Origin of the sequence: Glutamicibacter sp. TV12E, assembly GCF_052441935.1 — a bacterium.
In the GTDB taxonomy this organism is placed as follows: Bacteria; Actinomycetota; Actinomycetes; order Actinomycetales; family Micrococcaceae; genus Glutamicibacter.
This window is the reverse complement of the sequence record NZ_JBQVVF010000001.1, coordinates 1,119,860-1,140,017: the sequence shown is the minus strand read 5'-3', so window position 1 is coordinate 1,140,017 and position 20,158 is coordinate 1,119,860. Positions and strand designations below refer to the sequence as shown.

The following is a 20,158-nucleotide window of genomic DNA, read 5'->3' as shown; positions in this document are numbered from 1 at the left end:
AGGGTGCTTGGATTGAAAGGTTGGAAATTTCTAGGCACCAGGAGATGTAGCGCATGACTGAGCCCGCACCGTCGCAGGACGGCCTGAAGCGTGGCCTCAAAGCTCGCCATATGCAGATGATTGCCATTGGCGGCTCAATTGGTACCGGACTATTCGTCGCGTCCGGCGGCACGATCTCTGAAGCTGGCCCCGGTGGCGCGCTGGTAGCCTATGCCCTGATTGGCATCATGGTGCTGCTGCTGATGCAGTCGCTTGGCGAGATGAGTGCGCGGCTTCCGGTGGCAGGTTCATTCCAGACCTATGCCACCGTTTTCGTTAACCGGCACTTTGGCTTCGCGATTGGCTGGAACTACTGGTTCAACTGGGCAATTACCGTTGCCGCCGAGCTGGTAGCGGCCGGCATCGTGATGTCCTATTGGCTTCCGGATGTTCCGGGCTGGATCTGGGCGGCGATCTTCCTGGTGCTGTTGACCGGACTCAACGCCTTGTCAGCCAAGGCGTTTGGCGAGGGCGAGTACTGGCTGGCGGCAATCAAGGTCATCACCGTCATCGTGTTCCTGATCTGCGGTTTCGCGATGATCTTCGGAATCATCGGCGGCACCTCGCCTGGCTTCGGCAACTGGACCGATGGGGATGCGCCATTTGTCGGCGGTTGGCTGTCCATCGTCTCGGTCTTCATGATCGCTGGATTCTCTTTCCAGGGCACCGAGCTGGTTGGTGTAGCTGCTGGTGAAGCGGAAAACCCCCAGCGCGATGTTCCGAAAGCCATCAAGACGATCTTCTGGCGCATCATGCTCTTCTACATCGGTGCCATCTTTGTCATCGGCATGTTGATCCCGTATCTGGATCCATCGCTGCTCTCATCCGAGGCATCGGACATTGCCACCTCGCCATTCACCCTGGTCTTCGAGCGCGCGGGCATCGCCTTCGCTGCGGCATTGATGAACGCAGTAATCCTCTCGGCCATTCTTTCTGCAGGCAACTCGGGCCTATATGCCTCTGCGCGCATGCTTTACTCCATGGCCAAGGATGGGAAGGCGCCGAAGATTTTTGGACGCCTCAACAAGCGCGGTGTCCCCGTACCGGCCATGCTATTGACCGCCTCAGTAGGACTTTTCGGATTCCTGACGGCAATTATCGGTCAGGGCGAGGCCTACACCTGGCTGCTGAACGTGTCCGGCCTGTCCGGGTTTATCGCCTGGGTGGGGATTGCGGTGAGCCATTACCAATTCCGCAAGGCGTACGTGGCCAGCGGCCAGGATCTGGCCGACCTTCCGTACAAGGCGCCATTGTTCCCGCTGGGCCCAATTCTCGCCTTTGTGATCCTCATTGTGGTGATCGCAGGACAGAATTACCAGGCGGTGCTGGACGGCAACCTGCTGCAGATGGCATCAAGCTACGTCGGCCTTCCGATCTTCCTCTTGCTGTGGTTGGGCCACTGGCTGGCTACCCGCAAGCAGCCAGCCGAAGCCATCGACCCATGGACCGCGAAGCTGAACTAGCCAGCTAGAGCAGCATCAACAATCACCCGAGCTTCTGCGAGCACCTGCTGCAGATGCTCGGGTGATTTTGTCGACTCTGCATAAATTTTGTAGATGTCCTCGGTGCCCGAAGGACGTGCCGCGAACCATGCGTGCTCGCTGGAGACCTTCAGGCCGCCAATGGCAAAACCGGCTGCTTCGGTCACCTTTGCGGTGATCGCATCCCCCGCCAATTCGGTGGCGGAGACCATCGAGGGATCCAGCTTGGAGAGCACGGCTTTCTGCTCGCGGTTTGCCGGGGCATCGAAGCGGTCATAGAAGCTCGAACCGTGGCGCTCCACCAGCTGCGCGTGCAACTGGCTGGGGCTCTTGCCGGTGACGGCGCGCATCTCGCTGGCCAGCAGGGCGAGCATCAGCCCGTCCTTGTCGGTGCTGAAGGCCTTGCCGGACAAGTCCAGGAAGCTTGCTCCTGCGGACTCCTCGCCGCAGAAGGCCACCTTGCCCGAGGCCAGTGGTTCAACGAAGTACTTGAAGCCCACCGGCACCTCGCGCAGGGTCCGGCCGTGGGAGGCCACCACCTTGTCGATGAGCACGGAGGAGACCAGGGTCTTGCCGATCTCGGCATCCGCCGGCCAGTTCCCGCGATGGGTCAGCAGGTAGTCGATGGCCACAGCCAGGAAGTGGTTCGGGTTCATTAACCCGGCATCCGGGGTGACAATGCCGTGGCGATCTGCATCCGCGTCGTTGCCGGTGGCGATGTCGTACTTTTCGCGGTTGGCTACCAAAGATGCCATGGCGTGTGCCGAGGAGCAGTCCATGCGGATCTTGCCGTCTTTATCCAGGGTCATGAAGCCGAAGCGCGGGTCGACGCTCTCGTTGACGACTTCCAGGTTCAGGCCGTAGCGGCGTCCGATTTCTCCCCAGTAGTGCACCGAAGCCCCGCCCAGCGGGTCGGCGCCAATGGAAATGCCCGACTCGGCGATGATCTTGAAGTCGATGACCTCAGCCAGGTCGGCAATGTACAGCTCGCGGAAGTCGAAAGGCTTGGCGGCGGCTTCTCCCCGCTTGATCTGCCCGCTGGCCAGCAGCTCATTGGCGCGTGCGGCGATCGGGCCGGTGATTTCGGATTCTGCCGGGCCGCCGTGGGGCGGGTTGTACTTGATGCCGCCGTCGGTTGGCGGGTTGTGCGATGGGGTGATGATCAGGCCGTCCGCCTGATCGCCGCCCTTGGCGTTGTGCACCAGGATTGCGTGGCTAACCGCCGGGGTAGGGGTCAGTCCGTCGTCGGCGAGAACCTCGATGCCGTTGCCCGCCAGGACCTCGAGGGCGGTCTGGTAGGCAGGGTCCGAGAGCGCGTGGCTGTCCTTGCCCACATACATTGGGCCGGTGATCCCCGCTGCAACACGGTAGTCCACCACGGCCTGGGTGATGGCGGCGATATGCGCCTCGTTGAAGGTGCCGTTCAGCGAGGTGCCGCGGTGCCCCGAGGTGCCGAATATGACTGCCTGGTCGGGGTTGTCGCTGGAAGGAATGATGCTGCTGTAGGCATCGAGCACCTCCTGAAGATTGATCAGGTCGGATTCGTTGGCTGGTTGTCCAGCTCGAAGGTGTGCCACAGATTGCCTCTCAGGTTGATGCGCTTTATGCGAATTCATAGAAGAATAGTAGTTGTGAGCTACTACCAGTATCCGCAAAATCCCTACCAGCCACCGAGAGAGCCCACAGGATTGTCCGTGGCTTCCCTCGTGCTGGGCATCTTGTCGATGCTGGGCTTTGCTGCCATTATCCTCGTTCCGCTGGCCGGAGTCATTACAGGGCACCTCGGTTTACGCCGCGAACCGCAATCCAGGGGTTTGGCCATAGCTGGCCTGATCACCTCGTGGATCGGATTGGCCCTAGCCATAGTCGCCTACGCGGTGATCATCTGGTTCATCTGGTTCATCGGTTCCGAATACGGGGATTATTCCTATTACGAGAATATGACCTACTCATAAGCCCAAAACTGCGCAGAATCTCCCCGCAGACAACAATGGCTGGCCCCGAACGGGACCAGCCATTGACAGTTTGAGCCGAGCTCTAGTGAACCGAGCCCATCAGCTTCTTCAGCCCCGGGGTTGCAGCCATCATGGCTACGCCCACGACGACGGCGGTGCCGCCCATGGCGATGAAGTAGGGGATCTCGTTGCCCGGAGTGTAGTAGCCGGCCAGCACGCCCGACAGGGTGGTGCCCAGGGATACCGACAAGAAGAACAGCGCGATCATCTGCGTGCCGAATGCGGCCGGAGCCAGCTTGGTGGCAATTGCCTGGCCTACTGGCGAGAGCAGCAGCTCGGCGAAGGTGCACAGCAGCAAGATGCCCACCAGGGCCAGCAGCGGCGTCTTGGCGAAGGATTCCAGCGGGATGAAGCACAGGAAGGCAGCACCCACGATGACCAGTGCCAAGCCGAACTTGATGGCGGTGTGCGGCTGGCGCTTGCCCAGCTTGGTCCACAGGGCCGCGAAGATGCCGGCAAAGACGATGATGAACACCGGGTTGATCGAGGTGACCCAGCTCGGCGGCATTTCCCAGCTGCCCAAGTGGCGGTCCAGGCGCTGATCCGAGTAGGCGGCGATGAAGGTGAACTGCTGCTGGAACAGTGCCCAGAAGGCGGCCGAGCCGATGTAGAACGGAATGAATGCCCAGACCTGCTTGCGCTCGGTCGCATCGACCTTCTTGCTGCGCAGGATCAGCGCGAAGTAGATGATCGAAGCGGCGATGACCACATAGGCGATGGTGCTTGCCAGGTTCTCCGGGGTCACGATCTTGCTGGCGAAGGCGGCAATGATCAGGACGATCACGGCGGCGAAAATGACCACGTAGCGCTTGCGCTCGGCGGCAGGCAGCGGATTGTTCGGGATGTTGCCGCCGGCAGGAAGCTTCTTGCGTCCGGCAGCGTAGATGCCCAGGCCAATAGCCATGCCGATGGCGGCGGCGCCGAAGCCAACGTGGAAGCCGTAGGAAACCTGCAGCCAGCCGGTGAGCAGCGGGCCGATCAGCCCGCCGATGTTCACGCCCATGTAGAACAGGGAGAAGCCTGCATCAATGCGGGGATCATCCTTGGCATAGAGCGAACCAACCAGGGCCACGGCGTTGGCCTTCAGGCCGCCGGAGCCCACCGCTACCAGGATCAGGCCAACGATCAGGCCGATGTAGCCCGGCAGCAGTGCCAACCCGATGTGGCCGAGCATAATTGCGATGGCCGAGAAGAACAGCACGCGCTCGGAACCGAAGAGCCGGTCCGAGAGCCACGCGCCGAGGATGGTGGAGAGGTAGACAGCGCCGCCGTAGGCGCCGACCAGCGACAGGGCCAGGCCCTGGTCCATCCCCAGGCCACCCTCGGTGGCCGAGTAGTACATGTAGTAAGCCAGCAAGCCCTGCATGCCGTAGAAGGAGAATCGCTCCCACATTTCCACGCTGAACAGGCTTGCGAGCGCACCGGGGTGACCGAAGAAGGTCCTTCCGGTGCTGGAAGTGCTCGTTGTTGCAGTAGACATACGTAATATTTTTCGCTTTTGCCTACCCGAGTACCTACTTATATGGGAAAGCTCACACCTGCATCTGGGCGGCCAGCGCGAGCAGAAGCCCCTCATCGGAACGCGGGGAAATCAGCTGAATACTCATGGGTAATCCGGCACTGGTGGTCGTGACCGGGATGGTGATGGCAGCGACTGAGGCGACGTTCACCATGGAGGTGTACGGGGTGTACTGGCATTGCAACATATAATCGCGATCTGCCGTGGATTGTGTATAGTGCCCGATCAGCGGTGGAATGCTCGCCATGGCCGGGGTGGCAATCACGTCATAGGCCGACCACTGGCGCACAAAATCGGCAGCGATCTGCTTGAGCCGTGAACCCGCCTGCAAATTTTGTTCCAGCGACCGCCCGGCTGCGCGGCGGCGGTAATCCCTGGCCAGCTCGCCAAGCAAGGACTCGTCATTCACTGGCACGTCCTTCAGCCCATTGGTCCACACCGTAGCGAAGCTTTCTGGATAGTCCGAGGCGTAGTCCAGCCGGGCTGGCTGCACCCGATGGCGCTGCCCGAGCAACTCAAGGCCGCTCTCAAAGGCGGTGCGTGCTTCGGGGGAGAGCGAGATGTCGTACACCGATTCAAAGGGCGAGAGGGTGCTGAATCCGATGTTCAACCCGTCCAGCCGCTGCGGGTAGCTGCCCTGCAGCAACGGCAGATAGTGGTCCTTTCCGCGCATCGCGTCGAGCAGCAGGGCCGCATCCAGCGCATCATGGGCCAGGGGGCCGGAGACCGCGAGCTTTGGCGCACCCAGCGGATCAACATATCCGTCCAGCACATCCGAGGGCACCCGGCCCAGCGAGGGCTTGAGCCCGATCAGTCCGCAAGCTGCGGCCGGAATGCGCACGGAGCCGCCGCCATCGGATCCCGCGCCCACCGGAATCATCCCGGCAGCGACCGCCGCGGCCTGCCCGCCCGAGGAGCCGCCAGAGGAGCGTTGGGGATCAAAGGGATTGCGCGAGGGCGCTGACACCAGATTTTCCGAATGGCTGCTCAGCCCGAACTCCGGAACCTGCGTCTTGCCCAGGATGACCACGCCCTCGGAACGCAAGCGCCCCACCAGCGGGTGGTCGCGGGTGGCTTTTGGATGATCCACCCCGGCCGACCCATAGGTGGTGGGCATTCCGGCGACGTCGTTGAGGTCCTTGAACGCGGTGGGCAGCCCGTGCAGCCGGCCGGTATTCCCTCGCGCCTGCGCCTCATCGGCGGCCCGCGCGGCCGCTATGGCGTCCTCGGCGACATGCACAAAGGCGCCCAGATCCTTGTGCTGCTCGATGCGGTTCAGGTAATGCTCGGTGAGCTCGCGGCTGGAAATCTCGCCACGGGCCAGATCGTCTCGCAATTTCAAGGCGCTGGAGGGAAACATGTCGGCTTTCGACGCAGGAAATGACTAGTCTTATAAGCAAACACCCTATAAGTGAGGAATGCTAGCCGTGAGCGATTTTGAAACTGTCTCGGTCAACGATGTCCCGAAGGATGCCTTCATCCTTGACGTGCGCGAGGACTTCGAATGGGAAGCAGGCCACGCTGCCGGTGCCACCCACATCGTGCTCGGCACCCTGCCTGAGCGTGTTGGCGAGCTGGACCCGGACGTGGACACCTACGTGATCTGCCGTACCGGCGGGCGTTCGGCGCAGGCCGCCGCGTGGCTCACCGGCATGGGCCACACCGCTTTTAATATCGCCGGCGGCTCCGACGCGTGGATTGAAGCAGGACTGCCCATGGAATCGGAGAACGGGCAGGAGCCGGACGTCCGATGAAATACGCCTATCTGGGACCTGCCGGCACCTTCACCGAGTCGGCGCTGCTGCAGGTTCCCGGGGCTGAAGCAGCGCAGCGCATTCCCGCAGCAAATGTGAATGTCGCGCTGGCCATGGTGCGTGATGGAAGTGTCGACGCTGCGATGGTGCCGATCGAGAATTCGGTGGAGGGCGGCGTTTCGGCCACCTTGGACGCCATCGCCCAAGGCCAGGCCCTGCAGATCGTAGCCGAGATTCTAGTGCCCATCAGCTTCGTGCTGGCGGTGCGCCCGGGCATCGACTCGCTGGACCAGATCAAGCTCATCTCCACGCACGGCCATGCGTGGGCGCAATGCCGTTTGTGGGCGGAGGCGAATATCCCCGGCGCCGTCTTCACTCCGGCCTCTTCCACTGCGGCTGCCGCGGTGGCCCTGGGCGATGGCGAACCCGGGCATGATGCGGCCATCTGCAACCCGCTGGTGGCCGAGGAGCGCGGGCTGAACGTGCTGGTGCGCGGGGTTGAGGATAACATCGGCGCGGTCACCCGATTTATCCTGGTCACCCGTCCGGGAAAGCTCCCGGCGCCCAGCGGGGTGGACAAGTCCACGCTGATCATGCCGCTGCCCGAAGACCGTCCCGGCGCGCTGATGGAACTTCTTGAGCAGTTCACCGCGCGCGGGGTGAACCTTTCGCGCATTGAATCGCGTCCAACCGGAGAAGGCCTGGGGCAGTACTTTTTCTCTGTGGATTTTGAAGGCCACCTCGCCGACGAACGTGTTGCCGCGGCCCTGTCCGGTTTGCACCGCCTGTCCCCGGAGCTACGTTTCCTCGGTTCCTACCCGGCGGCCCAGGGTGTTGAGCCCTTTGTTGATACGCACAATTCCGATGCCGCGTTCAGCGAAGCCCGCAGCTGGGTGCAGTCGTTGCGCGATCGGTTCTAGACAGGTGCGCGAAGGCCCTGACCATCCTCGCGGGATCATCAGGGCCTTCGCTGTGTCCAGGTGAGGCTCGCAGCTACGGGGTGCGCAGGCGCAGTGCGCTGGGCGAAACGCTGACTTCCAGCTCATTGACCTCGCCGGTGGGGTCCCCGTCAATCTGGGTATTCATCGGCTCGGTGCAGCGAAGGGCGATGCCCGGGGTCTGGTAGAAGCTCATCACCGGAATCTTGTTCTTGGCCCGGAAGGCGGTCTTGAGCAGAATCCACATCCAGCCAGCGGCCGAGCGCGGAGACAGGATGACCGCGTCGAGCACGCCGTCATCAATTTTGGCATCCGGGACGAAGTCCAGGCCCTGCAGCTTGCCGCAGTTGGCAAAGAGCACCGAGCGGACCTTGCGGTTCTGCCAGTTCTCATCGCCGTCCAGCTTGAAATTGACCTTCTTGCGCTTGCCGGGCAGCTGGCGGAGGCCAGCCTCCGAGTAGGCGAGCCAGCCGACCTTGGATTTCAGCTCTTCATTGGTGTCGTCGAAAAGATCCGCGTCGGTGCCAACACCGGCGATGACCAGGAACGCATGGTCCGCCTCGCTGCCATCGAGCAGCTTCAGCTTCATGTGTCCCACATCGATTCGGCGCACCATGCCCCGCACGGCCACCAGTGCTGCGGTGTGCAGGTCATCAATGGGGATCTCGACATTGCGCGCGAGCAGGTTGCCGGTGCCCAGCGGAAGGATGCCCAAAGAGGCATCGGTGCCTTCGAGCACCTCTGCCACGGCGCGAATCGTTCCGTCGCCGCCCGCGGCAATAATTGTGTCGCATTGCGCATCCAGGGCTTCCTGGGCCGCATCCTGGCCTGGGTTCTCTTTGGTGGTGTGCAGAACCAGTGGCGCTTCGATGCCTGCTTCAGCGCAAACCCGCTCCACGGCCTTCTGCGCTTCTTCTGCACCTGACTTGGAAGGATTGATGACCAGTGCCACCTTGCCCGGGGTGGCGTGTTCGGCCGCTACCGGCTCTTGTGCCGAGGGCAAGCGGTAGTGCGACAGCTTGCGCACCGAGTACCAACTGGTTGCCGCGGCGGCAGCTGCGGCAGCCACGGCAGAGAAAACGATCACACGATTTGTCTGCATAGTGCTTTCATCGTACTCATGATTGCTACGCTTTATGTGTGATCGACCTTAAAATGCTCACCGAAAATCCGGATTTGTACCGTGCCTCGCAACGCGCGCGCGGTGCCGACGAGTCGTTAATTGACCAGCTGCTGGCAGCTGACACGGCACGTCGTGAAACCATCGCCACCTACGAACGCCTGCGTGCCGAGCAGAATGCGTTCTCCAAGAAGGTCGGCCAAGCCAAGGGGGAGGAGCGCTCCGCGCTGCTGGCCGAGGTCAAGGAGCTGGCCGCTTCGGTCAAGTCCGCCCAGGCCCAGTCCGATGAGGCTGCTGCCAAGTGCACCGAGCTGCAGCGCCTGATCCCGAACTTGATCATCGAGGGCATTCCTGCCGGCGGCGAAGACGACTTCACTGTCGTCAAGCATGTGGGCACCATCCGCGATTTCAAGGCCGAAGGCTTCGAGCCGCTGGACCACCTGCAGATCGGCGAGAAGCTCGACGCTATCGACATGGAACGCGGTGCCAAGGTCTCCGGCTCGCGCTTCTACTTCCTCAAGGGCATCGGCGCCCGGCTGGAAATCGCGATGATGAACATGGCCTTGGACGTGGCCCTGGAGCGGGGTTTCATCCCGATGATCACCCCCACCCTGGTTCGTCCCGAAACCATGCAGGGCACCGGCTTCGACGTGGCCCACGACGACGAGATCTACAAGCTCGAGCGCGACAACATGTACCTGGTTGGCACCTCCGAGGTGGCCCTGGCCGGATACCACGCGGACGAGATCATGGACCTGTCCGAGGGGCCAATTCGCTACGCTGGCTGGTCTTCCTGCTACCGCCGCGAGGCCGGCTCGGCTGGCAAGGACACCCGCGGCATCATCCGCGTGCACCAGTTCAACAAGCTGGAGATGTTCATCTACACCAGCGTGGAGAACGCCGAAGCCGAGCACCAGAACCTGCTGGCGATGGAAGAAGAAATGCTCGGCCGCATGGAACTTCCCTACCGGGTGATCGACACCGCCGCCGGAGACCTCGGCATGAGCGCTGCCCGCAAGTTCGACTGCGAAGCTTGGGTTCCCACCCAGGACGCTTACCGCGAGCTGACCTCCACCTCGAACTGCACCACCTTCCAGGCCCGCCGCCTGAACATCCGTGAACGCGAAATCGTTGATGGCAAGCCGGGCAAGACCCGTGCGGTGGCAACGCTGAATGGCACCTTGGCTACCACCCGCTGGATCGTGGCAATTCTGGAAAACCACCAGAACGCCGACGGCTCGGTCAACGTGCCCAAGGCCCTGCAGCCATACCTTGGCGGACTTGAAGTGCTCAAGTAAAACAGGTTCAGCTAGTTGCCGGCCACCCCTTGCGGGTGGCCGGCAACTGCAGTTAACCAGCTGTTCAAGCGCACCTGTGCCGTGGGTCATCGCTAAACTGCGGCGGCAATGGTTAACTTGAGCCATGACAGTTATGACAAAGATCGGCAACGACGACCGACTGAATAAGCAGAAATTGATGATCTGCCTTGATGTGGACGGAACCATCGTCAACCATCAGGGACAGATGAGCCAGCGGGTCCGCGAGGCTGCCCGGGCCGTGGTGGAGCAAGGCCATGAAGTGGTCATTTCCACCGGACGCTCTCTGGGCGCCGCCCTTCCGGTCATGGAAGAGCTGGGCATTGACCACGGCTATGTGGTCGTCAGCAATGGCGGAGTGCTGGCCAAGGTGGCCGACGGGGACGTCGAAGTGATCCACCGCGAAGTCTTTGATCCTTCCGTCGCCTTGAAGGCGCTCTGGAAGCAATTGCCCAAGGCCAAGTACGCGCTGGAAAACGAGCGCGGCGAATTTCTTTCCAACCAGGCTTTTGGCGATGCCAGCTTCGGCGCCGAAACCAGGGTGGTCGATTTCGACGAATTGCTGAGCAACAAGGCCGTGCGTGTTGTGGTGTTCTCCACCGATAACACCGCCGAAGAATTCGGCCATGCGGTGCAAGGCCTGGGCCTGTCCGGAGTCACCTACTCGGTCGGCTGGACCGCTTGGCTGGATATCGCCGCCGACGGCACCACCAAGGCCAGCGGACTGGAGCGCCTGCGCGCGATCCTCGAGTTTGATTTGGCAGATTCCCTGGCCGTAGGCGATGGCCGCAATGACATCGAAATGCTCCAGTGGGCCGGTCATGGCGTGGCCATGGGTCAGGCTCCGGACGAGGTCAAGGACGCGGCAGATGCGGTGACCGAAGGCGTAGACGAGGACGGTCTGGCGATCATCCTCGAGGGGCTGCTCCAGGACTAGTCCTATTGCAGGGACAATGGCTGCTGCCTGCCGTGCCCTAGAGCTGGTCGGTGAATTCCAGCAACCGGGCGATGGCAGCCCGTGCGCCGAGCTCGTCGTTATACCCGGAACGCACGATGGCGGCGGACACCGCCTGCGGGGTGATGCCGAGGATCTCGGCCACCGCTTTCTGCTGGCCGCGCACTCCCGGGGTAAGCAGATCCACCACGGACCATTCGGCCTCGGTCCTGGTGCGGATCCATTGGCCCAGCATGCGCAGCAGCCCTTCTAGTTCGGCATCCATCTCATCGGTGCCGGAGGAAACGCAGATCGGCACGCGTTCGCCACGATGGGTGGCCGCTTCGAGAGCACCCAGCGCACGGCGTGCGGCCTTGCCCTCTACCAGGTCTGCCTCGGTGGGCACCGGCTCGTACAGGCTGCCGATGCCCAGTCCGATATTGCAGAAGTTCAGCCTTGCCACGCGCATCAGCGCATCCACCGCGGCGTCGGGATCCCTGGGCACGCCCAGCAGCAGCTGTCCGCTCAGCGCGGTGAAGGGGGCGAGGGTGTCCACCTGGGAGAGCTGATGCCACAATTGCTCGCTGGCGTCGGCAACATCGGTAACCGAGCGGGGCCGGGGGCTGAGCGCAACGACAAACATATTTCCAGTATTGCCTGTGCAAGCGGGTTTGTCGCGAGTACTGCCCGAGATGTTGCCGTTATTGTTGTTGCGGCAAGCGCACGCTGGTACGTGCAACAAAGAGTTGCGTGGCCGGCCCGATGAGCACTGCGTAGGCCACGGTGCCCAAGCCCACCGGACCACCCAGCAGCCATCCGATGCCCAATACCGCCAGCTCCAGCGCGGTGCGGATCAGCCGCAATGAAAGCCCGGTGCGCAGATGCAACCCGGTCATCAGTCCATCACGCGGACCCGGGCCGAAGTGGCTGCCGATGTAGAGGGCTCCGCCCAAGCCGTTGATGAGGATTGCTACCGCCAAGGTCAGGATCTGCCAGCCAAGGCCATTGATTGATGGCAAAAAGCGCAGGAAAAAGTCCAGCGCTATGCCCAGGTACAGCGTGTTGGCGATGGTTCCCAGCCCGGGCCATTGGCGCAACGGGATCCATGCGAGCAGGACCAATGCGCCAACCAGGATGGTGATGGTGCCCAGCGAGAGCGGTACGTGGTTGGCGATGCCCAAATGCAGCACATCCCATGGATCTACGCCCAGCTGCGCCCGGATGATCATGGCCATGGCAAGGGCGTAGAGCGACAAGCCTGCAAAGAGGTTAAAGAATCGCAATGGCAATCGCCCGCTGGTGAGCTGTTGGCGTGGAGTCAGATTGGTGATGGTCATGAATAAAATAATCCGGTAAATTGGCCATGTAAAAAAGAGCCAATTTTGAAAAGGTGGACTTATGGGACGCGTCACAGGCACTGCGCTGGCCGGCATGCTCGGAACGGCCGACTCTTCCCAGCCGGCCTACCGGTGGCTTTTTGAGACGTTGCGCTCGCTTATTGCCAATGGCCGCATCCTGCACGGCGCGGTATTGCCCAGCGAACGCGAAGCCGTGGCCCGCCTGGGCTTGAGCCGCACCACGGTCTCCCGTGCCTACGCCGAACTGCGCGAAAGCGGCTATGCCAGTTCGCGCCAAGGCTCGGGAACCATCGCCCAGATTCCCGGAGGACCAGTGGCGGGCGGAGCCGAGCCCTTGCCGCTGGGCGGTTTTGGGCCGATGCCGGGAAGCACCGCACTCGATCTCACCTGCGCGGCACCCAATGCACCCACGGGAATGCTGGAAGAGTTCCAAACGGCCCTGGAGCAATTGCCGCGGTACGCGGCCACCATGGGCTACTACCCGCTGGGCATTGAACCGCTGCGACTGGCCCTGGCCGATTACTACACCCGCAAAGGATTGCCTACCGGGCCGGACCAGATCATCGTTACCTCCGGCGCCCTCTCCTCGGTGGCAGCCGCAGGGCGAGCGGTGATGGCCCGCGGGCAGAGCGTGCTGGCAGAATCCCCGACCTACCCCAATTCGCTGCTCGCGCTCAAGGCGCATGGTGCGCGCACCGCGGCAGTGCCCATTGGCCCAGAGGGCTCGGACATGGAGCAGATCGCCTCGGCCCTGCGCACGGTGTCCCCGAGCATGATGCTATGCCTTCCCGACTTCCACAATCCGGTAGGAACCCTGCTGGATGATGCCCGGCGAGAGCGCTGGGCGGCAGAACTGGACCGTGTCGGAACCATTGGCGTTATCGATGAAACCTGCGCCGAACTCTGGCTGGACGCTAAACCGGAAGTCCTGCCCATGGCCGCGTTCTCCAAGAACCTGATCACTGTGGGCAGCGCCAGCAAATCCCACTGGGGTGGACTGCGCCTTGGCTGGCTGCGTACGCCGCGGCACCTATCGGGTGCACTAGCCCGTTCGCGCATGAGCATGGATCTCGGGGCTCCGGTGCTGGAGCAATTGGTGTTGGCGCAGTTGCTGAACTCGGGAGCAACCCTCGCGCAGAGTACCCGGGATGGCTTGCGGGATAACCGGGACTGGATGGTCGCCGAGCTGCAGCGGTTGCTGCCGCAGTGGAAGCCGAATAGGCCAGCAGGCGGACTGAGCCTCTGGTGCCAGCTGCCCCTGCCGCGCTCCAGCGCCTTGGCGCGCCAGCTCAGGAAAGTCCTGCTTGCTCCGGGCTCCACCTTTGCCGTTGAGGGCCACGGGCTGGAACACTACCTGCGCTTGCCTTTCGCGCAGGAAAGAGCCGATCTGGAGCAGGCGCTTCCCGCTATCGCCGAGGCCTGGCACAAGGTGGCGGCCTAGTGGCTGCCTGAAGATTGCTTGTGGCTCGAATAATCTGTGGATCAGTCCAGCCAGGTAGCCAATGCCCCAGAGGCAATGAGTGCGAAGGCGCCGACAAAAACGATGCCGATGGCGATTGAAAATAATACGAGCCAGCGAGCCTCAGGTGAATTCAACTTCTAGACCTGCTTATTTAGGCTGGAGACATTCCGGATCAGCTGAACCGCAGCGTAGCAAACGCCAAATCCGGGAATGCATAAAGCCGCCATCAGCATGAACAGTAGGGGCACCGAGCGTCGCTGGACGTAGCGGCAGCCCACGTAGATGAGGCCTGCACCCCAAAGCAGAAGGATTGATACTTCCAATGGGTCCAAAGCAAAACTGCTGTCCAAGCCAGAAGTCTATTTCATCAGGTTGATTACCGACTGCAACGAGTCTGTCAGGGCAACAACTAGTTCACCGATGCTATAGCCGACTTCGGCCTGAACGCTTGGAACAGATTCGAGCTTGTCGGTCTCGGCGCCCACGGAGGCTGTCTGCCCCTCGGGGCGCAACGCTGGCACATGGATGAAAAGCGCCGGAACTTCCTGCCCATAGGCGAGGTACGCGATGTGGTTGCAAACAAATCTCCCGGCATCCTCGGACAGATAGGCAGCATGCCCATGCTGCTGCAATGCCCGGAGCACAGCTTGGGGATCCACTGTGGCGCTGCGGAAGAAATCCCCTCCCTGAATGATGGCCTGCCGTGCCGGCTGGGCACCATCATTATCCGCAATGCGGGCGTTGTCTTCATTGGCGCCGCGGACTTCAATGCTGATCTCATCCCGGCCGCCAGCCTCGCCCACGCAGACCAGGGCATCCGGCTGATGCTCCTGCAGTAGCGCAGCCAGGACCTCCCGGGAGCGCTGGAAGGAAACCGGCAAGATTGCCGTGCTGATCCGGTGACCGTCCAAGTGTTCGGGAAGCAGCCGGACGGCTTCGCCGCTGGCGTTGTACTGGTCGTTGCCGAAGGGTTCGAAGCCGGTCACCAAAAGATGCATGAACCTATTATGGGCCTAAACTGTCGGTGCGAGTTGATAGATCTTGGGTGTACGTCCAATCGAAAGTCACTGGATAGGTGCTCATGGTTATCGCGGTTTTAATCCTCGTCATCCTTAATATTCTCGCAACAGCATGTATGGCCCTGCTGCTGATCCGCCGCACGCCAGGCAACGATCAAGCCCAGATTCGGGACTCCGTGCGCTCTGCCAATGCCGAGTTGCGCCAAGAGCTGGGAACCCAGCGCAATGAACTGCGCCAAGGCATGGCAGAAGTGCGCTCCGAGATTGACGCGAAGCTCAGCGCCATGAGCGAATCCAACGCCAACCGGCACATCCAGATCCAGCAGCTGCTCCAGCAGGAAATGGAGAAGCTGCGCTCGGGCAACGAAGCCAAGCTGGAAAAGATGCGCGAAACCGTGGACGAGAAGTTGCAGGGAACCTTGGAGAAACGCTTGGGCGAATCATTCGAATTGGTCAGCAAGCGGCTGGAAATGGTCCAGCAGGGCCTCGGCGAGATGCAGTCGCTGGCCCAGGATGTTGGCGGGCTCAAGCGCGTGCTCACCAATGTGAAGAGCCGCGGCTCCTGGGGCGAAGTCCAGCTCTCGCGCCAGCTGGAAGACATCCTCACCGCGGAGCAGTATGAGCAAAACGTCGCGGTGGTCCCCGGCAGCCGCGAAGTCGTGGAGTTCGCCGTGATCCTGCCCGGGCGAGAAGCCGGAACCATCTACCTGCCTATCGACTCCAAGCTTCCGCAGGAAGACTATGAGCGGTTGCTCGACGCCCAGGAGTCCGGCGAGAAGGCTGCCATCGATGCGGCGGCCAAGGCGCTGGACCGGGCGATTATCGAGCAGGCGAAACTGATCTCCAGCAAGTACATCGCCCCGCCCTACAGCACCGACTTCGCGATCATGTACCTGCCCACCGAAGGGCTCTTCGCCGAAGTGGTGCGCAGCCCCGGCCTGGCCAGCAAGCTGCAGACCGAGCATCGCGTGCTAGTCACCGGGCCGACTACCCTGATGAGCCTGCTGAACTCGCTGCAGATGGGTTTCCGGACGCTGGCCATTGAAAAACGCAGCAGCGAAGTGTGGCAGGTGCTCTCGGCGGCCAAGGAAGAATTCCGCAAATACGGGGATGTCTGGGACAAGCTGGGCAAGCAGCTGGCCACCGCGCAGAACACCGTCCGGGAGGCCGGAACGCGCACGCGCGCGGTGGAACGCAAACTCAAAGATGTCCAGACCCTGGAAGTCGACGCCCAAGAAGATGTGCTCACCGGATTGCTCCCCGAGGCCTAGGAACGGCCGATGCGCATGCGCCGCGTGTAATCCAGATGACTCCGGAACCTGAAAATGGCGGTGACCCCGAAAGGGGCCACCGCCATTGCAGTTCAGGTCTAGCGACTAGGCCTTGAAGCGCTCGATGGAGCGAGCCAGCTCGGCCTCGGCAGCCTCGCGCCCTTCCCAGCCCTCGGCCTTGACCCACTTGCCTGGTTCCAGGTCCTTGTAGCGGGTGAAGAAGTGCTCGATCTCCTTGATCAGCCACTCATCGATGTCTTCAAGTTCCTTGATGTGGTCAAAGCGCTTGTCGGCAGGAACGCACAGCAGCTTGGCGTCGCCACCGCCATCGTCGGTCATGTTGAAGACGCCAATTGGGCGAGCCTCGACAACAACACCCGGGATCAGATCAACACCCGGGATGAAGACCATGGCGTCCAATGGATCGCCATCTTCGCCCAGGGTATCGTCGAAGTAGCCGTAGTGGGTTGGGTACTGCATCGAGGTGAACAGCACGCGATCCAGGCGCAGGCGGTGGGTCTCGTGGTCGATCTCGTACTTGACGCGCGATCCGGTCGGGATCTCGATGGTCACGTCGTGGCTCATGAAAAGCACGCTCCTGAACTAGTCTTAGGGTTATCCGCTAATAAGGGTATCGCCCCACAGGGCCCCTTCGATAAAACTTCGAGAGGAATGTAACCATATGAACACTGCCGCCCGACGCGCGATTACGCTGGGGGTGGCTGTGCTGGCAGTGGTTGCAGTCATTCTGGCCATGGTGCTGGCCCCGCGGTTCTTCACCGGTGAACCCGAAGCCTTCTACACGCCGGCCAGTGCCCACGTTGCTGAAAAAGACCCGGTCGCCGTCGCAGATCTCAACCCGGAAGCCCCGGTGCCGGATACCGCCGCACTGACCGCGCAACTGGATGCGATCCTCGCTGACACCTCCGATGGCACCAGCTTCACTGCGCAGGTTGTCGATGTAGCCAGCGAAACGGTGCTCTATAACCGCAACGCCGACACCAGCGGCACCCCGGCCTCCAGCCTGAAGGTGGTGACCGCGCTGGCCGCCCTGGAAACCCTGGGCGGAGATAGCCAGCTGTCCACCTCGGTGCTGCTTGATGGAAACACCCTGATCCTGCGCGGCGGGGGAGACGTGCTGCTGGGCGACGGAAAATCAGACCCCGAACATCCCAAGGGCTACGCGGGACTGGCCACCCTGGCCGAGCAAACGGCCAAGGAACTCGAATCCCGCGGGGTTGGCGAAGTCTCGCTGTGGCTTGACGATTCGCTATTTGGCGACGCGCACAATAATGCCGCCTGGGACAAGTCCCTGTTCACCTCCAACAACATCGGCGAGGTGTACCCGATAGCGCACTATGCCGGGCGCGCCGGTCAAAGCACCGATACCGCCTACCAATCCGACGCCGCCGAACAAGCCCGCAAGGTTTTCGCCAGGGAGCTCGGCGCCTCGGTGAAGGTCAATGAGGGCGGACGCGGATCCCATGAGGGCGGGGAGCAGATCGCCGAGGTGAAATCGGCCCCGCTGCGCCAGATCATCAAGCACATGCTGCTGGTCTCCGACAACTACATCGCCGAAACCATGGGGAGGCTCGTGGCCATCAAGCGGGGCATGGCCCCGGAGCAGGCCGGAGCGGCGGTAGCGGCGGTGGCCAGCGAACACGGCGCCGAGGGGGCGGATCTGGCCGATACCAGCGGCCTGGCCGCGCAGGACAAGATCTCGCCCGCCGCGCTGACCGCAGTGCTGCGCGCGGCGGCCACCAGCCCCAAGCCTGAATTGCGCGAGCTGGTGTATTCGCTGCCGGTGGCCGGATACAACGGGACGCTCATGAAGCGCCTGGGCCAGCCGTCCACCCTGGGGCTGGTGCGCGCCAAAACCGGATCCCTGACCGGGGTAGCCACATTGACCGGCATGACCATCACCCAGGACGGGCGCTTGCTCGCCTTCTCGATTTTTGCCCACCAGCCCGGCGGGGCACTCGCGCCGCATAAGCCGATTATCGACTCTGCAGTGACCGCCATCCGCGGATGCGGCTGCCAGAGCTAAAAGGAGCAGGAGCAGCAGATGAACCAGGTTGTCGATTGGAAATTGGCGGCCAATGCCGCCAGGACGCTGATGCCTGCAGGGCCCAGAATCATCAAGAAGGATGCCGCGCGCATTGTCGAGGAATTGCGAATCGCCGCCGGTGAAGGGCTAGCCGAGGCCGAGAAGATCTCCAAGCTTCTCTCCACCGCGCCCTCGCAGACCCTGGTGGTGGACCGCGCCGGCTGGGCCAAGGCGGTCAGCCAGAACTTTGCGGCCATGCTGCCCGAGCAGGCCAACGTTCCCGCCATGGTTCCGGCGGTGGCCGGAGCCGAGCTCGGTGCGGTGCTCTCCGTGCTGGGCACCCGGGTGCTGGGCCAATTCGATCCCTTTGTCGGGCCTCGGCTGCTGCTCAACGCCCCGACCATCACCCAGATCCGCGGCGAACTGAACCTGAACGCCAGGGATTTCTATCTGTGGATTGCCACCCATGAACAGACCCACCGGCTGCAGTTCGAGCATGCGCCCTGGATCCCCGAGGTCATGAAGTCCATCCTCGCCGAAGCTTTCGGCCCGCTGGAGGATGAAGGGTCGATGAGCCAGCTCGGCGAGCGGCTGAAGGCCATGAAGTCGGAGGTCGGCGAGCTGACCAGCATCATGTCCGTGCTGGAGGGCCATGCCATGGTGGTCATGAACGACGTCACCAGCATCGGCAGCATCAAGACCATTCGACGGCGCTTTGAGGCGCGCGGCGAAAACCGTTCGGTCCTGGCGACCCTGCTGGGCAAGCTGCTGGGCCTTGATGCCAAGGCGCTGCAGTACAAGCGCGGGGCCAAGTTCGTGCGCCACGTGGTGGACGAGATCGGCTATGAAGGCTTCAACCAGGTTTTCAGCTCCCGGGAACTGTTCCCCAGCGCCGAAGAACTCGATCACCCAGAACGCTGGCTGGCCCGCACCCGATGAGCCACGCTTTGCACGCAGCGCGCGCCGCGATTGCCCGGGCCACCTCGCCGGGACTGGCGCTGATCGGGGTCTCCGGCGGTGCCGACTCCCTGGCCCTGGCCATTGCCGCCACCACGCTGCCCGGGGCCTTCGGCGCGGTGATTGTCGACCACGGCCTGCACCCGGACAGCGCACAGGTCGCCGCGCGGGCCGCGGGGCAATGCCGCGAGCTGGGCCTGGATCCGGTGCTGATCTGCCCGGTGCAGACCGCCGGCGATGAAGCCTCGGCCCGCGCCGCACGCTACGGGCAATTCGAGCAGGCGCTGGCCAGCACCGGCGCGCGGCAGCTCTTGCTTGCGCACACCCGCGATGACCAGGCCGAGCAGGTGCTGCTCGGGCTGGTGCGCGGTTCAGGCACCAGGTCCCTGGCCGGAATCCCGGCCGAACGCGGCCCCTACCGCCGGCCCCTGCTTGAGCTGACCCGGAAGCAGACCGAAGAGATCTGCCGCGAGGCGGGCATCGAATACTGGGAGGACCCGAGCAATTCGGACACCGGCTTCCGGCGGAACCTGATCCGGCATGCCACGCTGCCGTTGCTGCGCGAACAGCTCGGCGAACATCTGCCCGAAGCGCTGGCGCGCACCGCCGCACTGGCTGCCGCCGACGCCGATGCCTTGGACCTGTGGGCACAGCAGGCCAAGGAGCAGCACGGGCTTCAGCTGCGCGCGCTGTCCGGGCTTCCGGTGGCTGTGGCCTCGCGGGTAGTGCGGCTTGGCGCCATCGAAGCCGGCGCAAAAAATCTGGGCCATGAGCGAACACAGGCGCTGTGCGCGCTGGCCGGAATCGGCGGGCCCAAGTCCAAATCCGCTGGTCCGGTGCAGCTGGATGGCAAAATCAGCGCCTTCCGGCGAGGTCCGGTGATCGTTTTCACGAGCACCGGCTCAACAACACTTCGCTAAATGTGGCA

At 62.7% G+C, this 20,158-nt stretch carries 20 protein-coding genes; 11 read left to right on the top strand and 9 right to left on the bottom strand.

The genetic code is table 11. The features are described from left to right. Nucleotides 1-53 precede the first annotated feature (53 nt). Entirely contained in the window at nucleotides 54-1,502 is a 1,449-nt protein-coding gene (locus tag ACT7DV_RS05235; RefSeq protein WP_444661195.1) for an amino acid permease, read from the top strand. Here the strand turns inward: ACT7DV_RS05235 and pgm are convergent. Next, nucleotides 1,499-3,136, bottom strand: a complete 1,638-nt coding sequence (pgm, locus tag ACT7DV_RS05230; protein ID WP_444661194.1) for a phosphoglucomutase (alpha-D-glucose-1,6-bisphosphate-dependent) — start codon at nucleotides 3,134-3,136, stop codon at nucleotides 1,499-1,501. The two genes, ACT7DV_RS05235 and pgm, sit on opposite strands and share 4 nt — an antisense overlap. A 15-nt stretch (nucleotides 3,137-3,151) precedes the next feature. Here pgm and ACT7DV_RS05225 point away from each other — a divergent pair, with 15 nt between their 5' ends. Continuing rightward, nucleotides 3,152-3,475, top strand: a complete 324-nt coding sequence (locus ACT7DV_RS05225) for a DUF4190 domain-containing protein (protein WP_236995224.1) — start codon at nucleotides 3,152-3,154, stop codon at nucleotides 3,473-3,475. An 82-nt stretch (nucleotides 3,476-3,557) separates the two neighbouring features. Here the strand turns inward: ACT7DV_RS05225 and ACT7DV_RS05220 are convergent, their stop codons facing one another. Together ACT7DV_RS05220 and ACT7DV_RS05215 are read right to left on the bottom strand one after the other, a co-directional pair. After that, nucleotides 3,558-5,015, bottom strand: a complete 1,458-nt coding sequence (locus ACT7DV_RS05220; protein ID WP_444661193.1) for a peptide MFS transporter — start codon at nucleotides 5,013-5,015, stop codon at nucleotides 3,558-3,560. 52 nt (nucleotides 5,016-5,067) lie between these two features. Then, nucleotides 5,068-6,414 carry an amidase gene (locus tag ACT7DV_RS05215; RefSeq protein ID WP_444661192.1) on the bottom strand — a complete coding sequence of 449 codons (1,347 nt, stop codon included), beginning with the start codon at nucleotides 6,412-6,414 and terminating at the stop codon, nucleotides 5,068-5,070. Nucleotides 6,415-6,481: 67 nt separating this feature from the next. Between ACT7DV_RS05215 and ACT7DV_RS05210 the strand changes: the two genes are divergently transcribed. Together ACT7DV_RS05210 and pheA are read left to right on the top strand one after the other, a co-directional pair. Continuing rightward, nucleotides 6,482-6,808: a rhodanese-like domain-containing protein gene (locus ACT7DV_RS05210; RefSeq protein ID WP_444661191.1), complete on the top strand. Its 327-nt coding sequence runs from the start codon at nucleotides 6,482-6,484 to the stop codon at nucleotides 6,806-6,808. Further along, nucleotides 6,805-7,728 (top strand): prephenate dehydratase, encoded by a 924-nt coding sequence (gene pheA / locus ACT7DV_RS05205; RefSeq protein ID WP_444661190.1) that lies wholly within the window; start codon nucleotides 6,805-6,807, stop codon nucleotides 7,726-7,728. Before ACT7DV_RS05210 ends, pheA begins: the two co-directional genes overlap by 4 nt. A gap of 73 nt (nucleotides 7,729-7,801) precedes the next feature. Here the strand turns inward: pheA and ACT7DV_RS05200 are convergent, their stop codons facing one another. Next, nucleotides 7,802-8,848 (bottom strand): diacylglycerol/lipid kinase family protein, encoded by a 1,047-nt coding sequence (locus ACT7DV_RS05200; protein ID WP_444661189.1) that lies wholly within the window; start codon nucleotides 8,846-8,848, stop codon nucleotides 7,802-7,804. Nucleotides 8,849-8,886: 38 nt separating this feature from the next. Here ACT7DV_RS05200 and serS point away from each other — a divergent pair, with 38 nt between their 5' ends. Beyond that, nucleotides 8,887-10,164, top strand: a complete 1,278-nt coding sequence (gene serS / locus ACT7DV_RS05195; RefSeq protein ID WP_444661188.1) for a serine--tRNA ligase — start codon at nucleotides 8,887-8,889, stop codon at nucleotides 10,162-10,164. Between the two features lie 124 nt (nucleotides 10,165-10,288). Beyond that, nucleotides 10,289-11,119, top strand: coding sequence for a Cof-type HAD-IIB family hydrolase (locus ACT7DV_RS05190; protein ID WP_060700197.1), 831 nt, complete (start codon nucleotides 10,289-10,291; stop codon nucleotides 11,117-11,119). Between the two features lie 37 nt (nucleotides 11,120-11,156). Here the strand turns inward: ACT7DV_RS05190 and ACT7DV_RS05185 are convergent, their stop codons facing one another. Together ACT7DV_RS05185 and yczE are read right to left on the bottom strand one after the other, a co-directional pair. Continuing rightward, a complete protein-coding gene (locus tag ACT7DV_RS05185; RefSeq protein WP_444661187.1) occupies nucleotides 11,157-11,759 on the bottom strand; it encodes a hypothetical protein in 603 nt (200 codons plus the stop codon). A 58-nt stretch (nucleotides 11,760-11,817) separates the two neighbouring features. Continuing rightward, a complete protein-coding gene (yczE, locus tag ACT7DV_RS05180; protein ID WP_444661186.1) occupies nucleotides 11,818-12,453 on the bottom strand; it encodes a membrane protein YczE in 636 nt (211 codons plus the stop codon). A 61-nt stretch (nucleotides 12,454-12,514) separates the two neighbouring features. Between yczE and yczR the strand changes: the two genes are divergently transcribed. After that, nucleotides 12,515-13,915, top strand: coding sequence for a MocR-like transcription factor YczR (yczR, locus tag ACT7DV_RS05175; protein ID WP_444661185.1), 1,401 nt, complete (start codon nucleotides 12,515-12,517; stop codon nucleotides 13,913-13,915). Nucleotides 13,916-14,073: 158 nt separating this feature from the next. Here yczR and ACT7DV_RS05170 read toward each other — a convergent pair whose 3' ends face one another. Beyond that, on the bottom strand, nucleotides 14,074-14,286 hold the full coding sequence (locus ACT7DV_RS05170) for a hypothetical protein (RefSeq protein WP_444661184.1): 213 nt from the start codon (nucleotides 14,284-14,286) through the stop codon (nucleotides 14,074-14,076). A 9-nt stretch (nucleotides 14,287-14,295) separates the two neighbouring features. Beyond that, nucleotides 14,296-14,934 (bottom strand): pyroglutamyl-peptidase I family protein, encoded by a 639-nt coding sequence (locus tag ACT7DV_RS05165; protein ID WP_444661183.1) that lies wholly within the window; start codon nucleotides 14,932-14,934, stop codon nucleotides 14,296-14,298. Nucleotides 14,935-15,071: 137 nt separating this feature from the next. Between ACT7DV_RS05165 and ACT7DV_RS05160 the strand changes: the two genes are divergently transcribed. Beyond that, nucleotides 15,072-16,226 carry a DNA recombination protein RmuC gene (locus ACT7DV_RS05160; protein ID WP_444661182.1) on the top strand — a complete coding sequence of 385 codons (1,155 nt, stop codon included), beginning with the start codon at nucleotides 15,072-15,074 and terminating at the stop codon, nucleotides 16,224-16,226. Nucleotides 16,227-16,331: 105 nt separating this feature from the next. On the opposite strand, the gene ACT7DV_RS05155 is transcribed toward ACT7DV_RS05160, so the two are convergent. Continuing rightward, nucleotides 16,332-16,811 carry an inorganic diphosphatase gene (locus tag ACT7DV_RS05155; RefSeq protein WP_105658632.1) on the bottom strand — a complete coding sequence of 160 codons (480 nt, stop codon included), beginning with the start codon at nucleotides 16,809-16,811 and terminating at the stop codon, nucleotides 16,332-16,334. 97 nt (nucleotides 16,812-16,908) lie between these two features. Here ACT7DV_RS05155 and dacB point away from each other — a divergent pair, with 97 nt between their 5' ends. The 3 genes from dacB to tilS are packed head-to-tail and all read left to right on the top strand — an operon-like array spanning nucleotide 16,909 to nucleotide 20,150. Further along, nucleotides 16,909-18,273 carry a D-alanyl-D-alanine carboxypeptidase/D-alanyl-D-alanine endopeptidase gene (gene dacB, locus ACT7DV_RS05150; RefSeq protein ID WP_444661181.1) on the top strand — a complete coding sequence of 455 codons (1,365 nt, stop codon included), beginning with the start codon at nucleotides 16,909-16,911 and terminating at the stop codon, nucleotides 18,271-18,273. 18 nt (nucleotides 18,274-18,291) lie between these two features. Beyond that, complete coding sequence (locus tag ACT7DV_RS05145) at nucleotides 18,292-19,212, top strand: zinc-dependent metalloprotease (protein ID WP_444661180.1); 921 nt, start codon at nucleotides 18,292-18,294, stop codon at nucleotides 19,210-19,212. Next, a complete protein-coding gene (gene tilS, locus ACT7DV_RS05140) occupies nucleotides 19,209-20,150 on the top strand; it encodes a tRNA lysidine(34) synthetase TilS (RefSeq protein ID WP_444661179.1) in 942 nt (313 codons plus the stop codon). The genes ACT7DV_RS05145 and tilS overlap by 4 nt, the downstream gene beginning before the upstream one ends. Nucleotides 20,151-20,158 lie beyond the last annotated feature (8 nt).

Bases quoted from the DNA above. Each gene is read 5' to 3' on its own strand.
- ACT7DV_RS05235 (WP_444661195.1), top strand. From the start codon at position 54: ATGACTGAGCCCGCACCGTCGCAGGACGGCCTGAAGCGTGGCCTCAAA.
- pgm (WP_444661194.1), bottom strand. From the start codon at position 3,136: ATGAATTCGCATAAAGCGCATCAACCTGAGAGGCAATCTGTGGCACAC.
- ACT7DV_RS05220 (WP_444661193.1), bottom strand. From the start codon at position 5,015: ATGTCTACTGCAACAACGAGCACTTCCAGCACCGGAAGGACCTTCTTC.
- ACT7DV_RS05215 (WP_444661192.1), bottom strand. From the start codon at position 6,414: ATGTTTCCCTCCAGCGCCTTGAAATTGCGAGACGATCTGGCCCGTGGC.
- pheA (WP_444661190.1), top strand. From the start codon at position 6,805: ATGAAATACGCCTATCTGGGACCTGCCGGCACCTTCACCGAGTCGGCG.
- ACT7DV_RS05200 (WP_444661189.1), bottom strand. From the start codon at position 8,848: ATGCAGACAAATCGTGTGATCGTTTTCTCTGCCGTGGCTGCCGCAGCT.
- ACT7DV_RS05190 (WP_060700197.1), top strand. From the start codon at position 10,289: ATGACAGTTATGACAAAGATCGGCAACGACGACCGACTGAATAAGCAG.
- ACT7DV_RS05185 (WP_444661187.1), bottom strand. From the start codon at position 11,759: ATGTTTGTCGTTGCGCTCAGCCCCCGGCCCCGCTCGGTTACCGATGTT.
- yczE (WP_444661186.1), bottom strand. From the start codon at position 12,453: ATGACCATCACCAATCTGACTCCACGCCAACAGCTCACCAGCGGGCGA.
- yczR (WP_444661185.1), top strand. From the start codon at position 12,515: ATGGGACGCGTCACAGGCACTGCGCTGGCCGGCATGCTCGGAACGGCC.
- ACT7DV_RS05165 (WP_444661183.1), bottom strand. From the start codon at position 14,934: ATGCATCTTTTGGTGACCGGCTTCGAACCCTTCGGCAACGACCAGTAC.
- ACT7DV_RS05160 (WP_444661182.1), top strand. From the start codon at position 15,072: ATGGCCCTGCTGCTGATCCGCCGCACGCCAGGCAACGATCAAGCCCAG.
- ACT7DV_RS05155 (WP_105658632.1), bottom strand. From the start codon at position 16,811: ATGAGCCACGACGTGACCATCGAGATCCCGACCGGATCGCGCGTCAAG.
- dacB (WP_444661181.1), top strand. From the start codon at position 16,909: ATGAACACTGCCGCCCGACGCGCGATTACGCTGGGGGTGGCTGTGCTG.
- ACT7DV_RS05145 (WP_444661180.1), top strand. From the start codon at position 18,292: ATGAACCAGGTTGTCGATTGGAAATTGGCGGCCAATGCCGCCAGGACG.
- tilS (WP_444661179.1), top strand. From the start codon at position 19,209: ATGAGCCACGCTTTGCACGCAGCGCGCGCCGCGATTGCCCGGGCCACC.